Below are 20,606 nucleotides of genomic sequence, written 5' to 3'. Positions count from 1 at the left end.
CGCTGCCTTCGCCGGTTGATTGTCAAAATTTCTTTGACAGCATGTCAATCAGCCATCCCATTGTCAAGACGCCCTGGGCCCCGAAGAATGCGGCACCGGCTCCTTTCCCAGGCCGTGCCTCGGCACGCGCCGCCCGCACGAGACAACGACGATGACCGACGCCCTTCCCTCCTCTCCCTCCCCCGTGAACTACCGCATCGCCGACGGCGTCCTGGTCGTGACCGTCGACAACCCGCCGGTCAACGCGCTGAGCGCGGCCGTGCGCCGCGGGCTGCTGGCCGCCGTCGAAGCGGCCGAGGCCGATGCCTCGGTGCGCGCCCTGCTGCTGGTGGGCCGGGGCCGCGGCTTCATCGCGGGCGCGGACATCCGCGAGTTCGGCCAGGCACCGCAGCCGCCCGCGCTGCCCGAGGTCTGTCGCCGCCTCGAAGGCTGCGCCAAGCCCGTGATCGCCGCGCTGCACGGCGCCGCGCTGGGCGGCGGGCTCGAGGTCGCGCTGTCGGCGCACTACCGCATCGCCTTGCCCGACGCGAAGCTCGGCCTGCCCGAGGTGCTGCTGGGCCTGCTGCCCGGCGCGGGCGGCACCCAGCGCACGCCACGGCTGATCGGCGCCAAGGCGGCCCTGGAGCTCATGCTCAGCGGCCGCCACGTCGGCGCCAAGGAAGCGTTGGCGCTGGGCCTGGTCGACCAGCTCGGCGAGGCCGGCGACGCGACGCAAGCCGGCCTCGGCCATGCGCGCGAACTGCTCGCCCGCGGCGCCCTGCCCCGGCCCACGCGCGATGCGAGCGGCCTGCAGGACCGCGCCGCGAGCCAGGCCGCGATCGATGCCGCGCGCGCCGAGACCGCGAAGAAGGCGCGCGGCCTGTTCTCGCCGCTGAAGATCGTCGACGCGGTGCAGGCCGCGCTCGACCAGCCCTTCGACGAGGGCCTGGCTTTCGAACGCGCGGCCTTCACCGAATGCCTGGCCAGCCCGCAGCGGGCCGCGCTGATCCACGCCTTCTTCGCCGAGCGCGAAGTGGCCAAGGCGCCCGAGACGCGCAGCGCCAAGCCTCGCACGCTGGCCCATGTGGGCATCGTGGGCGGCGGCACCATGGGTGCGGGCATCGCGGTGTCGGTGCTCGACGCGGGCCTGCCCGTGACCATGGTCGAGCGCGACGAGGCCGCGCTGGCGCGGGGCCGCGCCAACGTCGAGAAGGTCTACGACGGTCTGGTCGCCAAGGGCCGCATCGGCGCCGAAGCCAAGGCCGCGGTGATGGCGCGCTTCACCGGCAGCACGCGCTACGACGCGCTGGCCGAGGTCGACCTGGTGATCGAGGCCGTGTTCGAGGACATGGACGTCAAGCTCGCGGTCTTCGCCGAACTCGACCGCGTGTGCAAGCCCGGCGCGCTGCTCGCGACCAACACCTCCTACCTCGACATCGACCGCATCGCCGCCGCCACCTCGCGCCCGGCCGACGTGATCGGCCTGCACTTCTTCTCGCCGGCCAACATCATGAAGCTGCTGGAGATCGTGGTGCCCGCCACCACCGGCGCCGAGGCCGTGGCCACCGCCTTCGCGCTCGCCAAGCAGCTGAAGAAGGTGCCGGTGCGCGCCGGCGTGTGCGACGGCTTCATCGGCAACCGCGTGCTCGCGGTGTACCGCGCCGCGGCCGACCACATGATGGAGGACGGCGCCTCGCCCTACCAGATCGACCAGGCGCTGCGCGACTTCGGCTACCCCATGGGCCCGTTCCAGGTGGCCGACCTCGCGGGCGGCGACATCGGCTGGGCCACGCGCAAGCGCCGCGCCGCCACGCGCGACCCGAAGGCGCGCTACGTGCAGATCGCCGACCGCATCTGCGAGCGCGGCTGGTTCGGCCAGAAGACCGGCCGCGGCTTCTACCTCTATCCCGAAGGCGCGCGCACCGGCCAGCCCGACCCCGAGGTGCTGGCCATCGTCGAGGCCGAGCGCGCCCGCGCGGGCGTCACGCCGCGCCCCTTCGGCGACGCCGAGATCGTGCGCCGCTACATGGCGGCGATGGTCAACGAGGGCGCCAACGTCGTGCACGAAGGCATCGCGCTGCGCCCGCTCGACGTGGACGTGGCCTTCCTCTCGGGCTACGGCTTCCCGCGCTACCGCGGCGGCCCGATGCACTACGCCGACACGGTCGGCCTGGCCACGGTGCTGGCCGACATCGAGGCCTTCGCCAAGGAAGACCCGCTGTTCTGGCGGCCCTCGCCGCTGCTGGTCGAGCTGGTGGCGCGCGGCGCCGACTTCGCGAGCCTCAACAAGACCGAATAACCCACCCCTTCATTTCCGGAGACCCCACACCATGCGCGAAGCCGTCATCGTTTCAACCGCCCGCACCCCCCTCACCAAGGCGCACCGCGGCGAATTCAACATCACGCCCGGCCCCACGCTGGCCGCCTTCGCGGTGCGCGCCGCGGTCGACCGCGCGGGCATCGACCCCGCGCTGATCGAGGACGCGGTGCTCGGCTGCGGCTACCCCGAAGGCCGCACCGGCCGCAACATCGCGCGCCAGAGCGTGATCCGCGCCGGCCTGCCGATCGGCATCGCGGGCACCACGGTCAACCGCTTCTGCGCCTCGGGCCTGCAGGCCATCGCGATCGCCGCGGGCCGCATCGTGGTCGACGGCGCGCCGGCCATGATCGCGGGCGGCGTCGAGAGCATCTCGGGCATCCGCTCGCGCGAAGACGGCGAGACCGGCATCGACCCGTGGATCCAGGAACACAAGCCGGACCTCTACCTCTCGATGATCGAGACCGCCGACATCGTGGCCTCGCGCTATGGCATCAGCCGCGAAGCGCAGGACATCTTCTCCGCCGAGAGCCAGCGCCGCACCGAAGAGGCCCAGCTGGCCGGCCGCTACCGCGACGAGATCGTGTCGGTCACCACCACCATGGCCGTCACCGACAAGGCCACGGGCGCGGTGACGCAGCGCGAAGTCACGGTCGATGCCGACAACTGCAACCGCCGCGGCACCACCTACGAGGCGCTGGCCAAGCTCGCGCCCGTCAACGGCCCCGACAAGTTCATCACCGCCGGCAACTCCTCGCAGCTGTCCGACGGCGCCTCGGCCTGCGTGATGGTCGAGGCCAAGGAGGCCGAGCGCCTGGGCCTGAAGGCCCTGGGCGCCTTCCGCGGCATGGCCGTGGCCGGCTGCGAGCCCGACGAGATGGGCATCGGCCCGGTGTTCGCGGTGCCCAAGCTGCTGCAGCGCCATGGCCTGAAGGTCAGCGACATCGGCCTGTGGGAACTCAACGAGGCCTTCGCCTCGCAGTCGATCTACTGCCGCGACAGGCTCGGCCTGCCCGACGAACTGCTCAACGTCAACGGCGGCAGCATCTCCATCGGCCACCCCTTCGGCATGACCGGCGCGCGGCTCGCGGGCCATGTGCTGATCGAAGGCAAGCGCCGCGGCGCGAAGTACGCGGTGGTCACCATGTGCATCGCCGGCGGCATGGGCGCCGCGGGCCTGTTCGAGATCTTCTGAACGACTGCCTTCATGGACCTGAATTTCACCCCTGAAGAAGAAGCCTTCCGCCGCGAGGTGAAGGCCTTTCTCGCGGCCAAGGTGCCGGCCCGCCTGTCGAACCTGGTGCGCAGCGGCAAGCGTCCGGCCAAGGCCGACATGGTCGAGTGGCACGCGATCCTCAACGCGCAAGGCTGGCTGGGCAACCACTGGCCCAAGGAACACGGCGGCCCGGGCTGGACCGCGATCGAGAAGTTCATCTTCGAGAACGAGTGCGCGCTCTACGGCACGCCGCGCGTGGTGCCCTTCGGCGTCAACATGCTCGCGCCGGTGCTCATCAAGTACGGCAACGAGGCGCAGAAGCGCCACTGGCTGCCGCGCATCCTCGACGGCAGCGACTGGTGGTGCCAGGGCTACTCGGAGCCGGGCGCGGGCTCGGACCTGGCCTCGGTCAAGACCACCGCGGTGCGCGAGGGCGAGCACTACGTGGTCAACGGCCAGAAGACCTGGACCACGCTGGGTCAGCACGCCAACATGATCTTCTGCCTGGTGCGCACCTCGAAGGACGGCAGCAAGCAGGCCGGCATCAGCTTCCTGCTGGTCGACATGGCCTCGCCCGGCGTCGAAGTGCGGCCCATCATCACGCTCGACGGCGAGCACGAGGTCAACGAGGTGTTCTTCACCGACGTGCGCGTGCCGGCGGAGAACCTGGTGGGCGAGGAGAACAAGGGCTGGACCTACGCCAAGTACCTGCTGACCTACGAGCGCACCAACATCGCGGGCGTGGGCTTCTCGGTGGCGCTGCTGGAGCGCCTGCGCCGCACCGCCGCCACGCAGCGCCGCAACGGCCGCCCGCTGGCGCAGGACCCGCTGTTCGCCGCGCGCCTGGCACGCGCCGAGATCGACCTGGAGAACATGAAGACCACCAACCTGCGCGTGCTCGCGGCCGTGGCCGGCGGCGGCGTGCCCGGGGCCGAGAGCTCGATGCTCAAGATCCGCGGCACCGAGCTGCGGCAGGAGCTGTCGTCGCTGATGCGCCGCGCCATGGGCCCCTATGCGCAGCCCTACATCGAGGCCGCGCTGCACGAGGGCTACGGCGAGGCGCCCGTGGGCCCGGCCGACGCGGCCGGCGCCGCGGCGCTGTACTTCAACAACCGCAAGCTGTCGATCTTCGGCGGCTCCAACGAAATCCAGAAGAACATCATCTCCAAGATGATCCTGGGACTGTGAGCGCCACACCATGAACTTCGAACACACCGAAGAACGCCGCATGCTGGCGGAAACGCTGGACCGCTTCGTGGCCGAGCAGTACGGCTTCGCCACGCGCGACCACATCGCGCAGTCGACGCGCGGCTTCAGCACCGAGCTCTGGCAGCGCTTCGCCGAACTCGGCGCGCTGTGCGCGCTGTTCGGCGAGGCCGAGGGCGGCTTCGGCGGCGACGGCTTCGACATCGCCGTGGTCTTCGAGAGCCTGGGCCGCGGCCTGGTGGTCGAGCCCTTCCTGGGCGCGCTGGTGGTGGGCAGCGCGATCGCGCGGGCCGGCGGCACGGCGCACAAGCCGCTGCTGGACGCGGTGATCGAAGGCCGCACCGTGGCCGCGCTGGCGCACGACGAGCCCGGCTCCCATTACGAACTCGCGAACGTCGCCACCACCGCGCGCCGCAGCGGCGAGGGCTGGCGCCTCGACGGCGCCAAGGCCGTGGTGCTGCAGGGCGAGCAGGCCGAACTGTTCCTGGTGAGCGCGCGCACCGCCGGCGAACAGGCCGACGAGGCCGGCCTCTCGCTGTTCCTGGTGCCGCGCGACAGCGCGGGCCTGGCGCTGCGCGGCTACCCGCGCGTGGACGGCGGCCGGGCCGCAGAGCTCACGTTCGACAACGTGGTGCTGGGCGCCGAGGCGCTGCTGGGCACCGAAGGCGAAGGCTTCGCACTGCTCGAGCATGCGGTGGGCCGCGGCCTGCTCGCGCTGTGCGCCGAATCGCTGGGCGCGATGGACGCGGCGCGCCAGGCCACGCTGGAGTACCTGCGCACGCGCAAGCAGTTCGGCGTGCCCATCGGCAGCTTCCAGGCGCTGCAGCACCGCATGGCGCAGCTGCTGCTGGAGATCGAGCAGGCCCGCTCGGCCGTGATCAACGCCGCGGCCGCGCTCGACGACGCCGACCGCACGACGCGCGAACGCGCGCTGTCGGCCGCCAAGTTCACCATCGGCCGCGTCGGCACGCTGGTGGCCGAGGAGAGCATCCAGATGCACGGCGGCATCGGCATGACCTGGGAACTGCCGCTGGCCCACTACGCCAAGCGGCTGGTCATGATCGACCACCAGCTGGGCGACGAGGACCATCACCTGGCGCGCTACATCGCGCTCGGGGCGCAGGCGGCCTGACAGACCGTGGCCGCCGCCGCTGGATGCATCCGGCGGCGCGGGGCCAGGCCGCGGCGCGGCGCGCTCACGCCGCCCGCGATGCGCAGCCCGGTCTGCTGCGCGCAGTGGTCCAGCGACTGGCGCAGCACCGTGTCGACGGTGCGCAGCGAGATGCCGAAATGCGCCGCCACCTCGCTGCGGCTGCAGGCATCGACGCGGATCGCCACCAGCACCGCGCGGTGGCGCCGCGGCAGCTGCTGGAAGGCCTGGTCGATGGCCGCGATCTCCGAGCGCATCTCCGTGAGCTGGGCCGGCCCGGGCGACAGGTCCGCGAGCTCGGAGGCCTCGCTCTCGTCCACGTACTGCCACAGGCTGCGCGTGCGCAGGCGGTCCATCGCGAGGTTGGAAGCCGCGCGGTAGACGTAGGCCTCGGGCCGGTCCAGCGCATCGGCCACGGCCTCGCCCAGGCCGAGCCAGAGCTCGTGCAGGCACTCGGCCGCGAACTCGGGGCAGCGCAGCTGCCGCGTCAGGCGCCGGTGCAGCGTGGCGTAGTGGCGCACCAGCACCTCGCGCAGCGGCAGGCCCGGCAGGGCCGGGACGGCGGCGTCGCCGCGCTCCGCCATGGGTTCCACCGTGAGGCCGTGCATCACCGGTCCTGCTGCACGCTGCGGCGCTCGGCCTCGGTCAGGCGCTGCCAGCCGGCGGCGTCCATGTCGGCGCCCAGGCCGACGATCTGCACCATCTTCGAACGGTCGTAGGCCGCGCGGTTCGCGGGCCGGGGCGCGGGTGGGCCCGAGGTGGGCGCGCCCTGGGCGCCCGGCGCCGCGGGTTCGCCGCCGAAGCCCAGCACCCGCACGGTGAACACCGAGGGCAGGGTCTGGCGCGCCGCCGCGCGCTCGCGCTGCAGCACCTCCTGCGCCGCGGCCGCCGCCTGCGAGGCCGCCGCGCTGGCGTTGGTCAGCGCGCCGATGTTCACCGCCGCGATCACCGGCAGGCCCTTGATCTCGCCCTTGACCTGGATGTTGTCGGCATTGAGCACCTGCAGCGCCGCGATGTTGAGGTTGCCCGCCACCCGCAGGCCGGCGTCGCCCGCATTGACCGTGCCCAGCGGCGCGACCAGGTCGACGTCGCCGTCCCCCACGGTGCCGATGCCGCTGCCGCTCATGTCGGAACGCTCGCGCACCGTGGTGTTGCCGTCGACGTCGGTGCCGATGTCCGGGCCGGACGGCACGCGCACCGTCTTCGAGCCCCGGCCCGCGTCGATGTCGCCCACCGTCGACCAGATGATCTGGTCGCTGCCCTGCTGCGTCGCCGCCGGCACGAAGGACAGGATGCGCGAGCGGTTGACCGTCACGTCCTCCCTGGCGAAGACATTGATGTGGCCCGAGGCCAGCGTGACCAGGCCGTAGCCGTCGGGCACGGTCGCGCCCAGCGCCGCCACCTGCAGGCCGCCGCCTGGCGTGAGCACGTCGATGTCGCCGCCGGCCATGGTGCGCAGCATCAGCTTGTTGGCCGCCACGTCGCCCTTCCACTGGTCGCCCGGGAACAGCGTGGCGATCGCCGCGTAGCCGCGGTTGTAGCCGCCGTTGCGCGGCAGGCCGCCGGTGCCCGGCTCGTTCTGGTCGCGGCCGGCCTCGCGCAGCTCGAGCAGGTAGACCTGGCGCAGGAACTGCTCGCGGGCCAGCGGCTGCAGGGTCTGGAAACGCGACCAGGCGGCCAGCGGGTCCAGCGTCTCGCCGGTCATGTCCTTCATGTACGAGACCAGGCCGCGGCGCACCGTCTTCTCCTGGCCATTCGCGCGGCGCTCGACCTGGTCGGTCAGGTAGATCGGCAGCATGCGGCCGTCGGCCGCGCGGGCCTTGAGGTGCTCGGGCATGGCCGCGACCTGCGCCGGATCGAGGTAGGCACTGGCGAAAGCCTCGTAGCCGGCGGCGTGGTTCATGCCGGCCATCACGGTGATCGCCGCGCCCTGGTCGGGCAGGCCCTTGACCCGGGTGTCGGGCAAGGGGCGGTTGGCGCCGTCGAAGAGCTGGTTGCCGACGCTGCGGATCTGCACGTCGTCGGCATACACGTCGCGCCCGGCCGTCAGCAGCAGCGTGCCCGCGCCCTGCATCACGACGCCGCTGCCGCCGCGCGGGCGCAGCGGCGTCATCGCGAGGATGTCGTTGCCGGCCTCCAGCAGAGTCACGTCGTCGGCATGGTTGTTGCGCCCGCTCATGCGCAGGCCGCGGATGTCGGTGCCGGCGCGGGTCCAGGTCTGCTCGCTGGCCATCATGTCCAGGCCCAGCACCGAACCCTGCGAGGCGTAGACGCGGCTGGGCTCGCGGTCGCCGGCCAGCGGCAGCACCTCCGGATTCTTGAGCTCGCTGTAGCGGCCGCCGGGGAAGGCGCCGATGTCGACGCTGGGCCCCTGCACGTTGCGCAGCAGCGCGTCGAGGTTGACCTGGCGGAAGTTGCCCAGCGGCGCGAAGGCCGACGGCATCATCTCCGGCGTCGCGTACGACATGATGATCTCGGCGTAGGGCTCGTTGTTGTAGGTCGCGTTGTAGCGGGTGTTGCCGGCGAGGGCTCGGATCAGGCTGTAGTTCCGGTTGTTGAAGAACACGTCCTTCTGCGCCAGCAGCCGCACGTCGTTGGTGGTGCCGGGCATGACGAACATCGGCCCCTGGATCTCCAGCGAGCCGTTCATCGCGGTCGCCTGCGTGATCGCCGGGAAGCGGTTGGCGCCCTTGCCGACCAGCCCATCCTGGGTGGTGGTCGCGCCCTGCAGCGCGACGTCCCTGAAGGCGAACTCCGCCTGGTTGACCAGCGTCAGGTCGCCGCCGGTGGACGACAGCCGCAGCGCGCTGCGGCCGGTGTAGCCGCTCATGTAGGCCTGGTAGTCGTTCTGGTTGCCGGACGCGTTGTAGCCGTCGCCGTAGCGCACCAGCAGGGGGTCGATGACCGCCTGCAAGAGCAGGTGGCCGGCCGTGCGCAGGCTGAGCGTGGCATCGCCCAGCGAGAGCACCGGCGCCAGCGCGAAGTCGCCGACCACGTCCTGCGTGGTGCTGCCGCTGCTGCGCCGGACCTGGATGCCGTGGCCGGTCGCGGTCTCGTTGGCGCGCAGCTCGGCCGCGCCGCGTGCCACGTAGTACTGGCCGCCGCGGATCGCGCCGCCGGCATCGACCGTCATCAGGCCGCCGTTGCGCATCTCCTGCGCCATCGCCGCGCCCGGGCGCAGGCCACCGCGCAGCCGGAGGTGGGTCGTCAGCATCACGCCGAGGTCGCGCAGGTCGCCGCCCGCGCTGACCTTCACGTTGCCCCCACCCAGCGCGCCCACGCCCTGGCGGAACTCGCCGTAGTTGACCCACCAGCTCGACTGGGCGGGGCCCTCGACGATCGGGCCGTAGCTGCCGTCCGGCCGGGTGCCGGAGCGGATCGAGTACTCGCCGAAGTAGCCGTCCTGGTTCAGCATGCCCTGGCGGTTGAGCCACTCGGTGTAGCGCTGGCCCGAGGCCTGCGCGCCGATGTCGCCCTGCGCGGCCAGGTCGAGGTGGCCGCCGGCCACGCCGTAGGTGGCGTCGGCGCGCGCGGTCGTGAAGTCGGCCCAGGTCATCGTGTCCTTGCGGCCGGCGGTGTAGGCCACCGAATCCTTGTGTGCCAGCGTGAAGTCGCGGCCGGCGCGGACCGTGAGGTCGCCGGTGCCGGTGCGCAGCAGCTTGCCGGCGCCGTTGTCGACCGCCGGGTCGCTGCTGGTGTTGGCCGTGCCGACGACGACCGAGCCCGTGCCCGCCGCCAGGCCCGCCAGCGGCCGGAGCGCGAGCCGGTCGGCCGAGGCGAGGTCGGCGCCGGCGACCAGGCGCAGGTCCCAGGAGGCGGCGTCCTGCAGCACGCCATCGCGCCCGGCCTGGTCGAAGCCGTCGCTCAGGTGGCCGTTCAACAGCAGGTTGCCGCCGGCGCGCAGCGTCAGGCTGCCTTCGCGGCTGGCGGCGAAATCGCGGAACAGGTTCCAGTCGCCGTTCATCACCAGGTCGCCGGCGCTGGCGATCTCGATGCCGGCGGCGATGGCGATGTCGCCGCGGCCCAGGCGCGCGGCCAGCGCCGGCGCCAGGGCGGCGAAGCGCACGGCGTCGGCGACCGCATCGGCCTTCACCGCGTCGACGCTGCGGCCGTCGTAGTCGGCCACGTCGTAGCCGCGCACGCCTTCGAGCACCGCCGAACGCGCGCCCTGGATCGCGGTGCGCAGCGCCGTGACCTGCAGGTCCCGGTGGTCGGCGCTCTGCCGCGCGCGCAGGCGCACCTTGCCGCCGTCCGCGCCCGCCACGTCGATCAGGCCGCCCTGCAGGTCCAGCGATCCGCCGGCGGCGTCGAGCGTGACCCGCCCGCTGCCCAGTTCGCCGGTGGCGCCGGCCCGCAGCTGCGCGCCGGCCTGCATGGCGACGCCGTTGCCGCCGGTGATGCGCACCGCGCCGCCATAGGCCGCGCGCGCATCGATGCTGCCGCTGATGTCGACGCGGCCCTGGTCGGCCGTCAGCACGAAGTCCTCCACCGTGGTGAGGCCGCCCAGCGCGACGTCGCCCTGGCGGATGCGGAACTGGCGCGAGCGGTTGAAGCCCGCGTCGTTGAGCCGCTGGCTGAAGCCCGCGAAGTCCGGCAGCGCGGCGATGTCCAGCGCGAAGCCGCCGGCCTTGCCACCGGCGCCGGCCTGCGCGGCGATGGCGCCGTCGAGCACCACCGTGCCGCCGCCCGAGGCGGCCAGGCTCAGCGTGCCGGCGCTGCCGCCGTCCCGGTGCGCGGCCAGGTTGAGGCGGCTGCCGGCGGCCAGGCGCACGTCGCCGCCCAGGGCCGAGAGGCTGATGCGGCCCGCGTCGGCGAAATCGGCGACGTCGAAGAAGTTCTTGGCGAAGCCGCCCACGTCGAGCCGCGCGCCGTCGGCCACCACCACGCTGCCGCCGGTGGCGCCGAGTTCGATGCTGCCGCCCAGCGCCAGCGCCTGGCTGGCGAACAACACGTTGCGCCCGCTCAGCGACAGGCGCGAGCCCAGGCTGTCCTGCGGGGCCGCCGCCGCCGTGCCGGACGAAGCCGACGCCAGCACCTGCAGGTCGCCGGTGGTGGCGATCGACTGCACCGCGCCGCCGCGGCCGGTCAGCAGCGGCGTGCGCAGCGTCAGCGCGCTCGCGCCCGACAGGCTGCCCTTGCCTTCGCCGACGACCTGCTCGCGCGCGGCCAGCTCGATGCGGCCGAAGCCGGCGAAGGCCTTGTCGCCGCCGCCCAGCACCAGCGTGCGGGTGTCGAGGACGAAGGCGCCGCCGGCCTGCGCGGGATCGACGGCGGCCGCGCCGCCGCTGTTGGCCAGGGTCACGGTGTCGCCCTGGATCCTCACGTCGCCCGGCGCGCGGCTGGCGAAGGTCGCGCCGTCGAAGGTCAGCGCGGCCAGGCCGGCGGCGCCGAGGTCGAGCGAGCGGTAGAAGTCGAAGCTCGAGTAGCTGCGCAGCGTGAGCGCCTTGGCGTTCGACAGCTGCGCCAGCGTGGCCGTGTCCAGCAGCATGCCTTCGCTGCCGCCGCCGAAGCTGATGCGGCCGGCCGCCACCGACAGCCGCTCGGCCGAGAGCCGGGCCGAGCCCGCCAGCTCGGTCGTGCGGGTCGCGTCGATCAGCAGCGAGGCGCCGCCCTGCAGCACCGCGCCTTCGCCGATGCGCACCCGCCCGCCGGTGGTGGTGTCCACCCCTTCGCGCAGCACGGTGGTGGCGTCGCCGTTCGACAGGCGGACCAGCGCGCCGTGGTCGCGCGCCGGGCTGGTCAGCACGTCGTCCTTGGTGTCCTTGGCGTCGATCACGCCGTCGTTGTTGTCGTCGAGGTTGCCGTCGGGGTCGGTGTAGACCGCTGCCACGCGCGGCTTGACGACCAGCTTCCCGCCGCCGGGCGAGACCGTGCCGACGGCGCGCAGCACGCTGCCGCTGTCGATGCCGACCTGCTCGCTGGCCGCCAGGATGATCTCCGGCCCGCGCAGCGCCGAGCCGGCGCCGTTGCGCACCACGATGTCGGTGGCCGTGACCTCGAGCCCGAGGCCCTGCGGGTTGCCGCTGCGCTTGCCGCCCACCAGCAGGCTGCCGGCGCCGAAGTTCGACAGGCTCGCCGCGTCGATGACCAGGTAGCCGTCGGCGCGCAGGTCGGCCGCATCCAGGCCGCGGCCGACGATGGCGATCTTCTGGCCGGCGATGTCGACCAGGCCGCCGCGTCCGCCCGTGTCGGGCGCGGACTTCAGGCTGCCGTCCAGCACCAGGCTGGCGGTGGCGTCGAACACCACCGCGCCGCCGTCGCGCGCCAGCCGGGGCGTGACGATGTCGCGGCCGGTCAGGCGGTACTGCGTGAGCTTGAAGGCCTCGGACGAGAAGAAGGCGTTCGACGCGGCCTCGTTGTACTCGGTGTACTGGCGCAGCGTCGCGCCCGACATCACGCGCCAGCCGGTGGCGGGCGCGTCGCTCACCGGGCCCAGCGCGTCGCCGGCCCGGCCCTGCACCACATGGCTGCCGTCGGGCTGGGTCGAGGCCCGGGCCGCCGTGCCCAGCCAGGCGCGGCCGTTGTCCTGCACCGCGAAGGCGCCGGGCAGCAGCGCGTAGCGGGCCGGCAGCAGCGTGTACCAGCCGGCCGCGAGGCCGGGGCTGCCGGCCAGCCAGACGCGCCGGCTCGCCGGCGCACCGGCCACCGGCGCCGCGCTGCCGTAGCCGGGCAGCACGGCGTACATGCCGGGCACGTTGAGCACGTCGTGCGAGCCGCCCGGGCCCGGCACGAACTCGGCCGCGAACAGGTCGCCGCCGCCGCTGATGTCGAGCACCGCGCCCGCGGCCAGGCCGACGTCCGGCGCCTTGAGCGTAATGCGCTTCTCGGGCGGCGCGACCAGCGCGCCCTCGGACGGCGTCACCGTGTTCGGCGCCTTGCGCGGGTCCTGCCAATGCTCGTTGTTGATCAGGCTGCCGTAGGGCACGTTCAGGCCCGCGCCCGAGACCGAGCTCAGGCTTCCCGCGCCCAGCGTCAGGTGCTGGGTGGCGAGCAGCTCGATCTGGCCGAAGGGTGCGCGCAGCACGCCGTTCTGCGCGATCACCGGCGCTTCGAGGCGCAGCGTGCCGCCGGCCGACAGGGGCGCGGGGCCGGCCTCGCCGAAGCGCTCGACGGTGATCGAATCGCCGGCGCGCAGGATGCCGGTCATGCCGGTCGAGGGATAGACCTGGCCGGCGCGCACCACCAGGTCGCCGTCGACGCCGAGCGTGATGTCGGTGTTGAGCGCGCCCGAGAACTGCGCCGGGAACTCGCCGATGAAGCGCAGGTCCTGCCCCTCGATCACCGTGCGCGCGAAGCCGCCAATGCGCATGCCCGCGCCGGGCGCGTTACTGCCCTGGATGTCGATCAGCTGGCCCTTGAGCGTGAGCTGCCCGCCCGACTGCGCGGTGTTGGCGGCCGGGGTCGCGCCGCCGCCGATGCCGCCGAGCATCAGGTGCGGCGCGCTGAGGCTGGCGCTGCTGCCGTTCAGGCCGCTCAGCGTGCCACCGATGGCGATCGAACGGCCCGCCTGCAGCTGCACGTTGTTCAGCGACACCTTGCCGTTGAGCGAGAGGTCGGCGAAGCCGCCGTCGGCCAGCGACTTCTGCGAGACATGCGAACTGGCCGAGACCTGCACGTCGCCGATCTGGATCCTCTGCGTCGCCGTGGCGTTCGAGAAGAAGTGGGTGTTGAGCAGCTGGACCACGCGGGCGTCCAGCACCGGGTTGGCTTCCCACGGCTTCTGCACGGTCACGCCGCCACCGCCGCTCCCCCCGTCGTCGATCAGCATGCCGCTGGCCTGCACCGGCGACAGGTTGGTCAGGGCCGTGCGCATGGCGGCCGTGAGCCGCAGCGGCGCGGTGCCGTACTCGTCGAAGATGTCCAGGTCCAGCGTGGTGTAGAGGCCGTTGCGGATCACGCCGGCCTTGTCGCGGTAGTAGAGGCGCGTGGGCACGGTGATGCCGCCCGCCGGCTTCACGCCGCTGTCGGTCAGGGTCAGCGCACCGCCGCTGGCGGAGGCCCCGCCCGCATGGCCCACCAGGCGGCCGTCGAGCGCGAGCGCGCCCTGCACGCGGATGCTGCCGCCGTCGCTGTCCAACCGCAGCAGCGGCGTGCCGGCGGCCTCGCCACCGAAGCGGCCGGCCGCGGGGCTGTCGACCTGGCCGCTGCTGCCCGAGACGTCGACCAGCGAGCCGGCCTGCAGCGCCACGCTGGCCAGGTCCGCCATGCCGCCGACCAGCTCGATGCGCCCGCCATCCAGCACCCGGCCGCTCAGCCGGCCCTTGGCATCGGGGGCGATCAGCGCGGCGCCGCGCGCCAGCAGCTGCGCATCGGCCTCGAGCGTGACCTGCCCCGCCTCGACCGTGATCGCGCCGGCCGGCGCGCTGAGCGTGCCCTGCACCGTGACGGCGCCGCCTTCGGCCTTGAGCTGGATGCGGCCGCCGGTGTCGACGCCGACCGATGCGCCGGCGCCGATCGTGATCCGGCTCGAGGTGTTGCTCAGGCTCAGCTCCGACGGCTTGCGTGCGAAGCGCTGCGCGGCCGGCAGCCGCACGGCCGGCGCGGCATCGGCCAGGCGGGCGCCGCTGGCCAGCAGGCGGTGGTCGAAGCCGCCGGTGTCCAGGCTGAACGGCACCAGGCTGAGCACGGCGCCGTCGGCCACGCCGATGTCGGCCCGGCCCGCGATGCTCACCACGCCGAAGCCGCGTTCGGTGTAGAGCGTTTCCGGCAGCCAGAGGCGGGCCGGGTCGTCGCGCTCGCCGCCGATCTGCACCACCGCGCCGGTGCTGATCGCGAGCCGGCCGGCGGAGCCCGCCGCCAGCGCGCGCATGTCGAGCGCGCCCAGGTCGGTGCGCCCGTCCACGCCGTCGAGCGTGATCAGGCCGGCCTGGCCGACCCGCAGCGTCGGCAGGCCGCGGGCGCCGGTGTCGACCCGTCCGCCGCCCGAGACGTCGAGCACGGCGCGGCTGTCGACCTCGAAGTCCTTGGCCGACAGCAGGATGCTGCCCCCGTCCATGGCCCAGCGCGCGGGCTGTACGCCGTCGAGCCAGGTGTTGATCCACTGGCCGCCGGTGTCGAAGCGGCCCTGCGCGCCGATGCGCAGCGTGCCCGTCGCCGCCAGCGCGCTGATGTTGCCGCCGGGCGCGCGCAGCGTGCCGTCGATGGCGACGGTGTTGGTCGAGTTCTCGAACTCGTTGATCATCAGGCTGGCACCCGGCGCCATGTCGAGCACCGCGCCTTCGGCGAGCGTGAAGTCGCGCCGCATGTGGAAGGTGATCGAGCCCATGCGCGACCGGCTCAGCGTGTCGTCGAGGATGTAGCTCAGCTTGCCCGGCTCCTCGTTGCGGCCCGGGCGCGGCGCGGCGATGAAGTCGGCGCCCAGCACCGAGGTGGAACGGAAGTCGGCCGAGAGCCGGTGCGGGTCATGGCTGACGACCAGGTCGCCCAGCGACCAGGGCCGGTCCTCGACGCTGCCGCCGCCGAACTCGAGCCGGCCGCCGCCGTTCTTCGAGGGCTGCTTCTGCTGGCGCTCGCCGACCACCACGCCGCCCGCATAGTCGCCTTCGAGCACGAAGCCCTTGCCGGCGAAGAGCACGACCGAGCCGGCGTTGCGGCCTTCGGTGTAGCCCGCCTCGATCGCGTTGCGGCCGATCAGCGGCGAGACGAAGGCCTCCGACACGCCCCAGCGCTGGTGCACCTGGGTGTAGCGCCCGGCGATGCCGGTGTAGTCGCGGTCGGAGAAGGCCTTGTCCATGGCATAGACGCGGCCGTCCGCGCCCATCAGCTTGGTCGCGGTGTTCAGGCCGTCGCTGTAGCGCACCGATCCACCCGAGACGTCGAACAGCGAGCCGGTGCGCGAGATGAACTCGCCGCCGGCGCGCACGGTGATCCGGCCCGCATCGGTCGAGAGCTCCTTCATGTCGGTCATGCCGACGCCGACCCAGCCGGTGACGTCGCCGATCGGCGTGCCGGCCCAGGCGCCCGGCACCATCACGCCGGCGCTGTTCTTGACCCATTCGACGCCGGCCATCGGGCCGTCGGTGAACACGCCCGAGGCCCGGCGGTCGACCATGACCTTCTTGCCGCGCACCCAGGAATCGAGCAGCAGCGGCGAATCGCGCAGTTCGTTGATGCGCAGCTCGGCCTCGACGAAGTTGCGCGACATGTCCACGGCCGCGCCCTGGATGCCGGCCACGCTGACGTAGGCGCCGGCGTCCAGGTAGACGCGGCTGCCGTCGCCGAAGCTGCCGGGGCGGTAGCCCGGCAGCTGCGTGTAGAGCGGGTTGACCGCCGACTCGATCTCGATCGTGCCCGAGGGCGCGAGCACGCCGGCGCGCGGCCGCAGGTCGATCAGCTGGCCGTAGAGCGCGATGCGGCCCGGCTGGTAGCGGGTGGCCAGCGCGGTGGTCTCGATCAGGCTGGTGTCGCTGGCGTCGGGCATGACCCGGGTCACGCTGCCTTCGCCCAGCGTCAGCGTGCCGGCCAGCCAGTTGATCAGGATGTCGTGGTTGTCGCTGTTCTGGTAGGCGTGCGTGCCCTGCCCCCAGGCGCGCAGCAGGATGGAGCCGTTGCGGTTGTTGAGCGCGGTGCTCGCCGTCAGCACGCCGTTCTGGTGGATGTCCTGCGCCTGCAGCGTGATGTTGCCGCGCTCGGACTGCACGATGCCGCTGTTGCTCACGTCGTAGCCGATGGCGGCGGTGCGGGCCGCCATGCCCGGCAGCACCGCGTCGCGCAGGCCCTGCACGAATTCGCGGTTCCATTGCACCGGATTGCTGGACAGCGCGTTCTCCATGTGCGTCCAGGCGAAGGCCCAGCCCGGCACGGCCGAGACCGCGACTTCCAGGCCGCGCACGCCGTTCTTGTCGCCCAGCTTGGAGGTGTTGATGTGCACGTTCTCGCCGGCCGCCAGGATCACCTGGCCGTCGGGTGCGGACACCGTGCCCGCGTTGTGGACCTTGGGCGCGAACAGCATGATCTTGCCGCCCGCCTCGACGGCCAGTTGCGCGCCGGCCTGCACCTGCACCGCGCCGGGCGCCGCGCCCGGATCGAAGCGCGCCACGCCGCCCAGCGTGTCGGGCGCGCCATCCACGCCCTTGACGAAGCCCAGGTTGATGTCCGGACGCTCGGCCGTGAAGAGGCCGAACTGCGGGATCGCGAACGCATCGGCCTGGCCCTGGTAGGCATCGTCGAAGTACTGCGACTTGTTGATGCCGAGCTTGAACTGCTTGTCGCTCAGCGCCAGCGAACTCGCCACCAGCGAACGCGTGTTGACCTGCGCGCTGCCGTTGAAGACGATGCCGTTGCGGTTGACGATGTAGACCGCGCCGTCGGCCTGGATCTGCCCGGCGATCTGGCTCGGCTTGCCACTGGGGTCGTTGATGCGGTTGAGCGCGATCCAGCCGTTGGTGCCGTCGGCCTTCGCGCCGCCCTTCTGGTCGAACTTCACCGTGGTGTTCCGGCCCACGTTGAAGCTTTCCCAGTTGAGGATCGCCTTTTCGTCGGTCTGCTCGATGCCCACCACCGTGCGGCCACCCGCGGTGTTCTGCACCGGCGCCTTGGCGTTGAGCCAGCCGGCCGTGAGGCTGTTCGTGTCGACCTTGAGGCCACCGTCCACGAGGCCATCGGGCACCGTGGCCGTGCTATTCAACGCCGCCAGCCGCGCCGCTTCCTGGGCCGCCTGCTGCGCCGCGATGCCGCGTGCGGCGAGGTTGAGGTTGTCGAGCGAGCGCTGCATCTGCGCGTTGTCGCGCTGCTGCGTGGGGTTCGTGAGGCTCGACACCGGCTGGCCGTTGGGCAGCCGGCCGGTGGCCTGCGCCGTGCCCTGGATCACGTTCTTCTGCGCCAGCCAGGCCGCGCCCAGCGCGCGCTGCGCGTGGGCATCGGCGAGCACGCCGCCCGTGGCCAGCACGACGGCGATCGCCCGCGCGATCGGCGCCAGCCTGCGTTGCGATCGGTGCGGTGCGCGCGGCGTGCGCGGGGTCGTGGGGGCCTGGGGTTCGCGTCTGCTCATCGGGTGTCCAGTCGAAGGTGGAGGTCGGTCTCGCGGCGCCATGCAGGCTCCGATACCGAAAGGACGAACGACGCCCCCGGTCGACTGCAAAAATAATTCCGACCGAAGAGACGAAGGCTGCGGCGCGCGTGCAGCGCAGCCCTCAGCTCAGGACGACCAGCCCACCCACCAGCGTCCGCGCCTGCAGGCCGAAACCGTGGCGCAGCTGGAGCAGTGCCTCGTCCAGCGAGGCGGTGAAGAAGCTGCCGGTCACGGGCCTGTCACGCAGCTGCGTGTTCATCAGCACGATGCGGCCCGGGCGGTAGCGGTTGATCTCGGCGATGACTTCGTACAGCGGCGTCTCGTTGAAGACCAGCTCGCCCTTCTGCCAGGCGGTGGCGTCCGCCGCATCGATGTCGACCGCGTTCCCCATGGCATCGGCCGTGTACACGGCCTGCTGCCGCGCGCGCAGCCGGCGTTCGGCCGCGGGATGCGCGATGCGCACCTGGCCCTCGATGCAGGTCACGCAGACGCGGCCGTCGAGGTGGCGCACCTCGAAGCGGCCCCCCTCGGCCACGCTGCGGCCCGCGCCGGCCACCACGCCGAAGGGCTGCGCGCTGGCCCGCAGGTCGATCGCCGCCTCGCCGGCCAGCAGGTCGATGCCGGTGCCGCGCAGGCGCACGCTGGTGCGGGTGTTGAGCATCAGCCCGACCCGCCCTTCGAGCGTCACCGTGCGCTGCTCCCCGGTGGCGGTGCGCAGGTCGGCGCCCCATTCGCCGGCCGCGGGCCACAGCTCGGCCGGCGGATGCACCAGCGCGACGCCGACCAGGCCGGCCAGCGCGCCCGCGCCGGCCATGCCCAGGAAGGCGCGCCGGCCCGGCGTGCCGCGGGTGCGCGCCGGCCGGGCCGCGCGCAGCTGGGCGTGCCGTTGCGCCAGGCCGGCGTCGACGCGCAGAGCCTCGCGCGACAGGGGCGCGAGCGCGGCCCACTGCTGCTTGGCCTCGTCGAAGGCCGCCTGGTGCGCGGGCGCGGCACGCAACCAGCGCCGCAGGCCGTCGAGGTCGTGCACCCGCGCCCGGCCCGAATGCAGCAGCCGCAGCCAGACCCAGGCCTGCGCCTGCAGGCGCTCGGCGGCGCCCGCATCGAGCGCGTCGGATGGCAAGGCGGTGTTCATGCGATCGCCCACCGGCCGCGCGCGGCGCGGCACGCCGAGGTGTCGCGAGGGGGTGCAAGCAGGGCCATATCCAGGAAGGACGAATGGCGCACGCCGAAACTGCAAACTTTTTCGATCATGAATTTTCCATGGGCCTCGCCCGGCGCGGACCGGCCCCTTGCTGCAGGCCCTGGTGCAGGGTCTCGTGCGCGCTCTTCAACTCGTAGGCCACCGTGCGCATCGAGATCCCCAGCGCCTGCGCGACCTCCTTGTGCGGCAGGCCGTCCAGGTGCACCAGCAGGAAGACCTGGCGGCGGCGCTCCGGCAGCCGCTCGAGCAACGCGAGCATCGCCTGGAGATCGGAGCGCGCCTCGGCGGTCTGCGCCGGGCCGGGCGCCGGATCGATGAAGGCCTCGATCTCCTCTACCGAGGCCGAGCGGCTCTGCCGGCGCTGGATGTCGACCGCGATGTTGACCGCGACGCGGATCAGGTAGCCTGTCGGGCTGCGGATCGGCGCGGCCTCGTCCGGCTGGCCCTGCAGCCGCAGCCAGGTGTCCTGCAGTGCGTCGCCCGCGAGGTCCTCGCTGCCCAGCAGCCGGGCCACGCGCAGCTTGAGCCGCGCGTAGTGCCGGCTCAGGTAGTCGGACAGGGCCGGATGGGCGTTGTCGGTCATGGCCCGGCGAGCCCGTCGGTGCAGCGCGGGCCGCCGTGCGCGCGGTGCGGTTCGATGAGCAGGGTCACGGGCTGCGGGAAGTCCGGCGGCGGCGCCTGTGCCATGCGCACGCGCTGCAGCACCTCCAGCAGCGCCGCATCGCGCAGCGCATCGCCGGAAGGGCCCAGCAGCCGAGGCCGCTGCACCTGTCCCGCGCCGTCGACCTGGAAACGCAGCAGCGCGCGGTAGGCGCCGGGCGCGGTGCGCGCGTCCTCGCAGAAGCCGGACCACACGCCCGCCTGCAGCAGGCCCGCGTAGTCGCCCAGCGACAGGCCCGACGGCCGCAGCGCCAGCGCCGCCATCGGCGCGGCCACCAGCACCTGGGCCTGGATGCCGCCCGAATCGACGGTCTCGACCGCCAGGCCGGTGCCGGCCAGCAGCAGCGCGAGCGCGGCCTCCGCCGAATAGCGGCCGTGCAATGCGCTCGAGGTCCTGCCGGCCACCATCTCGCTGCGGAAGACCGAGGGGCGACGGACCGTGGTCGCATAGACCCGCAGGGCCGAGGCCAGCGGCTGGCTGGCCAGGTCGAAGTCGAACAGCCCCTCGGCGGTGTCGGCCGACGCGACGCCCTGGGCGCCCGCCACGCAGCACACGGCCACGAGCGCGCGCGCCCAGGCCGGCGTCACGGCGTGCCGGCGCATGCGGCCGGCCACCCTCTTCCGCCGGCGGCGCGCGCGCCCGCCTGCCGGCAGGCGGGCTGCAGCAGCGGCGGGAAGAAGGAAGTGAATGAACGCGACAAAGCGGCCGGAGGTGAATCCAAACCTGCAATGCTCGCCGTGCCGAATGACCGTTTCTTGACAGGCCGCCGGCCGCCGGCTTTCTGTATCGCAGTGTCTCTGCGCACCCCGGAGCCACACGGGCATGCAAATCGGCCCGATCCGAACACACCCCGGATACATCGCGCG

10 protein-coding genes are annotated in these 20,606 nt (G+C 72.9%); 4 read left to right on the top strand and 6 right to left on the bottom strand.

All coding sequences use genetic code 11. The annotated features are described in order from the left end of the window. The first annotated feature begins 151 nt into the window (after positions 1-151). The 4 genes from QTI20_RS02955 to QTI20_RS02940 are packed head-to-tail and all read left to right on the top strand — an operon-like array spanning position 152 to position 5,850. Positions 152-2,278, top strand: a complete 2,127-nt coding sequence (locus QTI20_RS02955; RefSeq protein WP_286550373.1) for a 3-hydroxyacyl-CoA dehydrogenase NAD-binding domain-containing protein — start codon at positions 152-154, stop codon at positions 2,276-2,278. 31 nt (positions 2,279-2,309) lie between these two features. Beyond that, positions 2,310-3,491 carry an acetyl-CoA C-acyltransferase gene (locus QTI20_RS02950; RefSeq protein WP_286550374.1) on the top strand — a complete coding sequence of 394 codons (1,182 nt, stop codon included), beginning with the start codon at positions 2,310-2,312 and terminating at the stop codon, positions 3,489-3,491. 12 nt (positions 3,492-3,503) lie between these two features. Continuing rightward, a complete protein-coding gene (locus QTI20_RS02945; protein ID WP_286550376.1) occupies positions 3,504-4,700 on the top strand; it encodes an acyl-CoA dehydrogenase family protein in 1,197 nt (398 codons plus the stop codon). Positions 4,701-4,710: 10 nt separating this feature from the next. Then, positions 4,711-5,850, top strand: coding sequence for an acyl-CoA dehydrogenase family protein (locus QTI20_RS02940; RefSeq protein WP_286550377.1), 1,140 nt, complete (start codon positions 4,711-4,713; stop codon positions 5,848-5,850). On the opposite strand, the gene QTI20_RS02935 is transcribed toward QTI20_RS02940, so the two are convergent. The 6 genes from QTI20_RS02935 to QTI20_RS02910 form a co-directional block, all read right to left on the bottom strand. Beyond that, a complete protein-coding gene (locus QTI20_RS02935; protein ID WP_286550378.1) occupies positions 5,820-6,476 on the bottom strand; it encodes an RNA polymerase sigma factor in 657 nt (218 codons plus the stop codon). The genes QTI20_RS02940 and QTI20_RS02935 overlap by 31 nt on opposite strands. Further along, positions 6,476-17,857 (bottom strand): filamentous hemagglutinin family protein, encoded by an 11,382-nt coding sequence (locus tag QTI20_RS02930; protein ID WP_286550379.1) that lies wholly within the window; start codon positions 17,855-17,857, stop codon positions 6,476-6,478. Before QTI20_RS02930 ends, QTI20_RS02935 begins: the two co-directional genes overlap by 1 nt. Before the next feature lie 142 nt (positions 17,858-17,999). After that, entirely contained in the window at positions 18,000-19,010 is a 1,011-nt protein-coding gene (locus tag QTI20_RS02925) for a FecR family protein (protein ID WP_286550380.1), read from the bottom strand. Then, the gene (locus QTI20_RS02920) at positions 19,007-19,129 is read right to left on the bottom strand and encodes a hypothetical protein (protein WP_286550381.1); all 123 of its coding nucleotides are present in this window, start codon (positions 19,127-19,129) and stop codon (positions 19,007-19,009) included. The genes QTI20_RS02925 and QTI20_RS02920 overlap by 4 nt, the downstream gene beginning before the upstream one ends. Next, on the bottom strand, positions 19,126-19,662 hold the full coding sequence (locus tag QTI20_RS02915; RefSeq protein ID WP_286550383.1) for an RNA polymerase sigma factor: 537 nt from the start codon (positions 19,660-19,662) through the stop codon (positions 19,126-19,128). Before QTI20_RS02915 ends, QTI20_RS02920 begins: the two co-directional genes overlap by 4 nt. Beyond that, positions 19,659-20,342 carry an energy transducer TonB family protein gene (locus tag QTI20_RS02910; RefSeq protein WP_286550385.1) on the bottom strand — a complete coding sequence of 228 codons (684 nt, stop codon included), beginning with the start codon at positions 20,340-20,342 and terminating at the stop codon, positions 19,659-19,661. Before QTI20_RS02910 ends, QTI20_RS02915 begins: the two co-directional genes overlap by 4 nt. Positions 20,343-20,606: the final 264 nt, after the last annotated feature.

The organism is Variovorax sp. J2P1-31 (assembly GCF_030317215.1).
Lineage (GTDB): Bacteria > Pseudomonadota > Gammaproteobacteria > Burkholderiales > Burkholderiaceae_C > Variovorax.
Note: the sequence above shows the minus strand (reverse complement) of the source record. Positions and strands in the feature narration are given on the sequence as shown.

Excerpts from the sequence above, each read along its gene's own strand:
- QTI20_RS02955 (WP_286550373.1), top strand. The coding sequence starts at position 152 with ATGACCGACGCCCTTCCCTCCTCTCCCTCCCCCGTGAACTACCGCATC.
- QTI20_RS02950 (WP_286550374.1), top strand. The coding sequence starts at position 2,310 with ATGCGCGAAGCCGTCATCGTTTCAACCGCCCGCACCCCCCTCACCAAG.
- QTI20_RS02945 (WP_286550376.1), top strand. The coding sequence starts at position 3,504 with ATGGACCTGAATTTCACCCCTGAAGAAGAAGCCTTCCGCCGCGAGGTG.
- QTI20_RS02940 (WP_286550377.1), top strand. The coding sequence starts at position 4,711 with ATGAACTTCGAACACACCGAAGAACGCCGCATGCTGGCGGAAACGCTG.
- QTI20_RS02935 (WP_286550378.1), bottom strand. The coding sequence starts at position 6,476 with ATGCACGGCCTCACGGTGGAACCCATGGCGGAGCGCGGCGACGCCGCC.
- QTI20_RS02930 (WP_286550379.1), bottom strand. The coding sequence starts at position 17,857 with ATGAGCAGACGCGAACCCCAGGCCCCCACGACCCCGCGCACGCCGCGC.
- QTI20_RS02925 (WP_286550380.1), bottom strand. The coding sequence starts at position 19,010 with ATGAACACCGCCTTGCCATCCGACGCGCTCGATGCGGGCGCCGCCGAG.
- QTI20_RS02920 (WP_286550381.1), bottom strand. The coding sequence starts at position 19,129 with ATGATCGAAAAAGTTTGCAGTTTCGGCGTGCGCCATTCGTCCTTCCTG.
- QTI20_RS02915 (WP_286550383.1), bottom strand. The coding sequence starts at position 19,662 with ATGACCGACAACGCCCATCCGGCCCTGTCCGACTACCTGAGCCGGCAC.
- QTI20_RS02910 (WP_286550385.1), bottom strand. The coding sequence starts at position 20,342 with ATGCGCCGGCACGCCGTGACGCCGGCCTGGGCGCGCGCGCTCGTGGCC.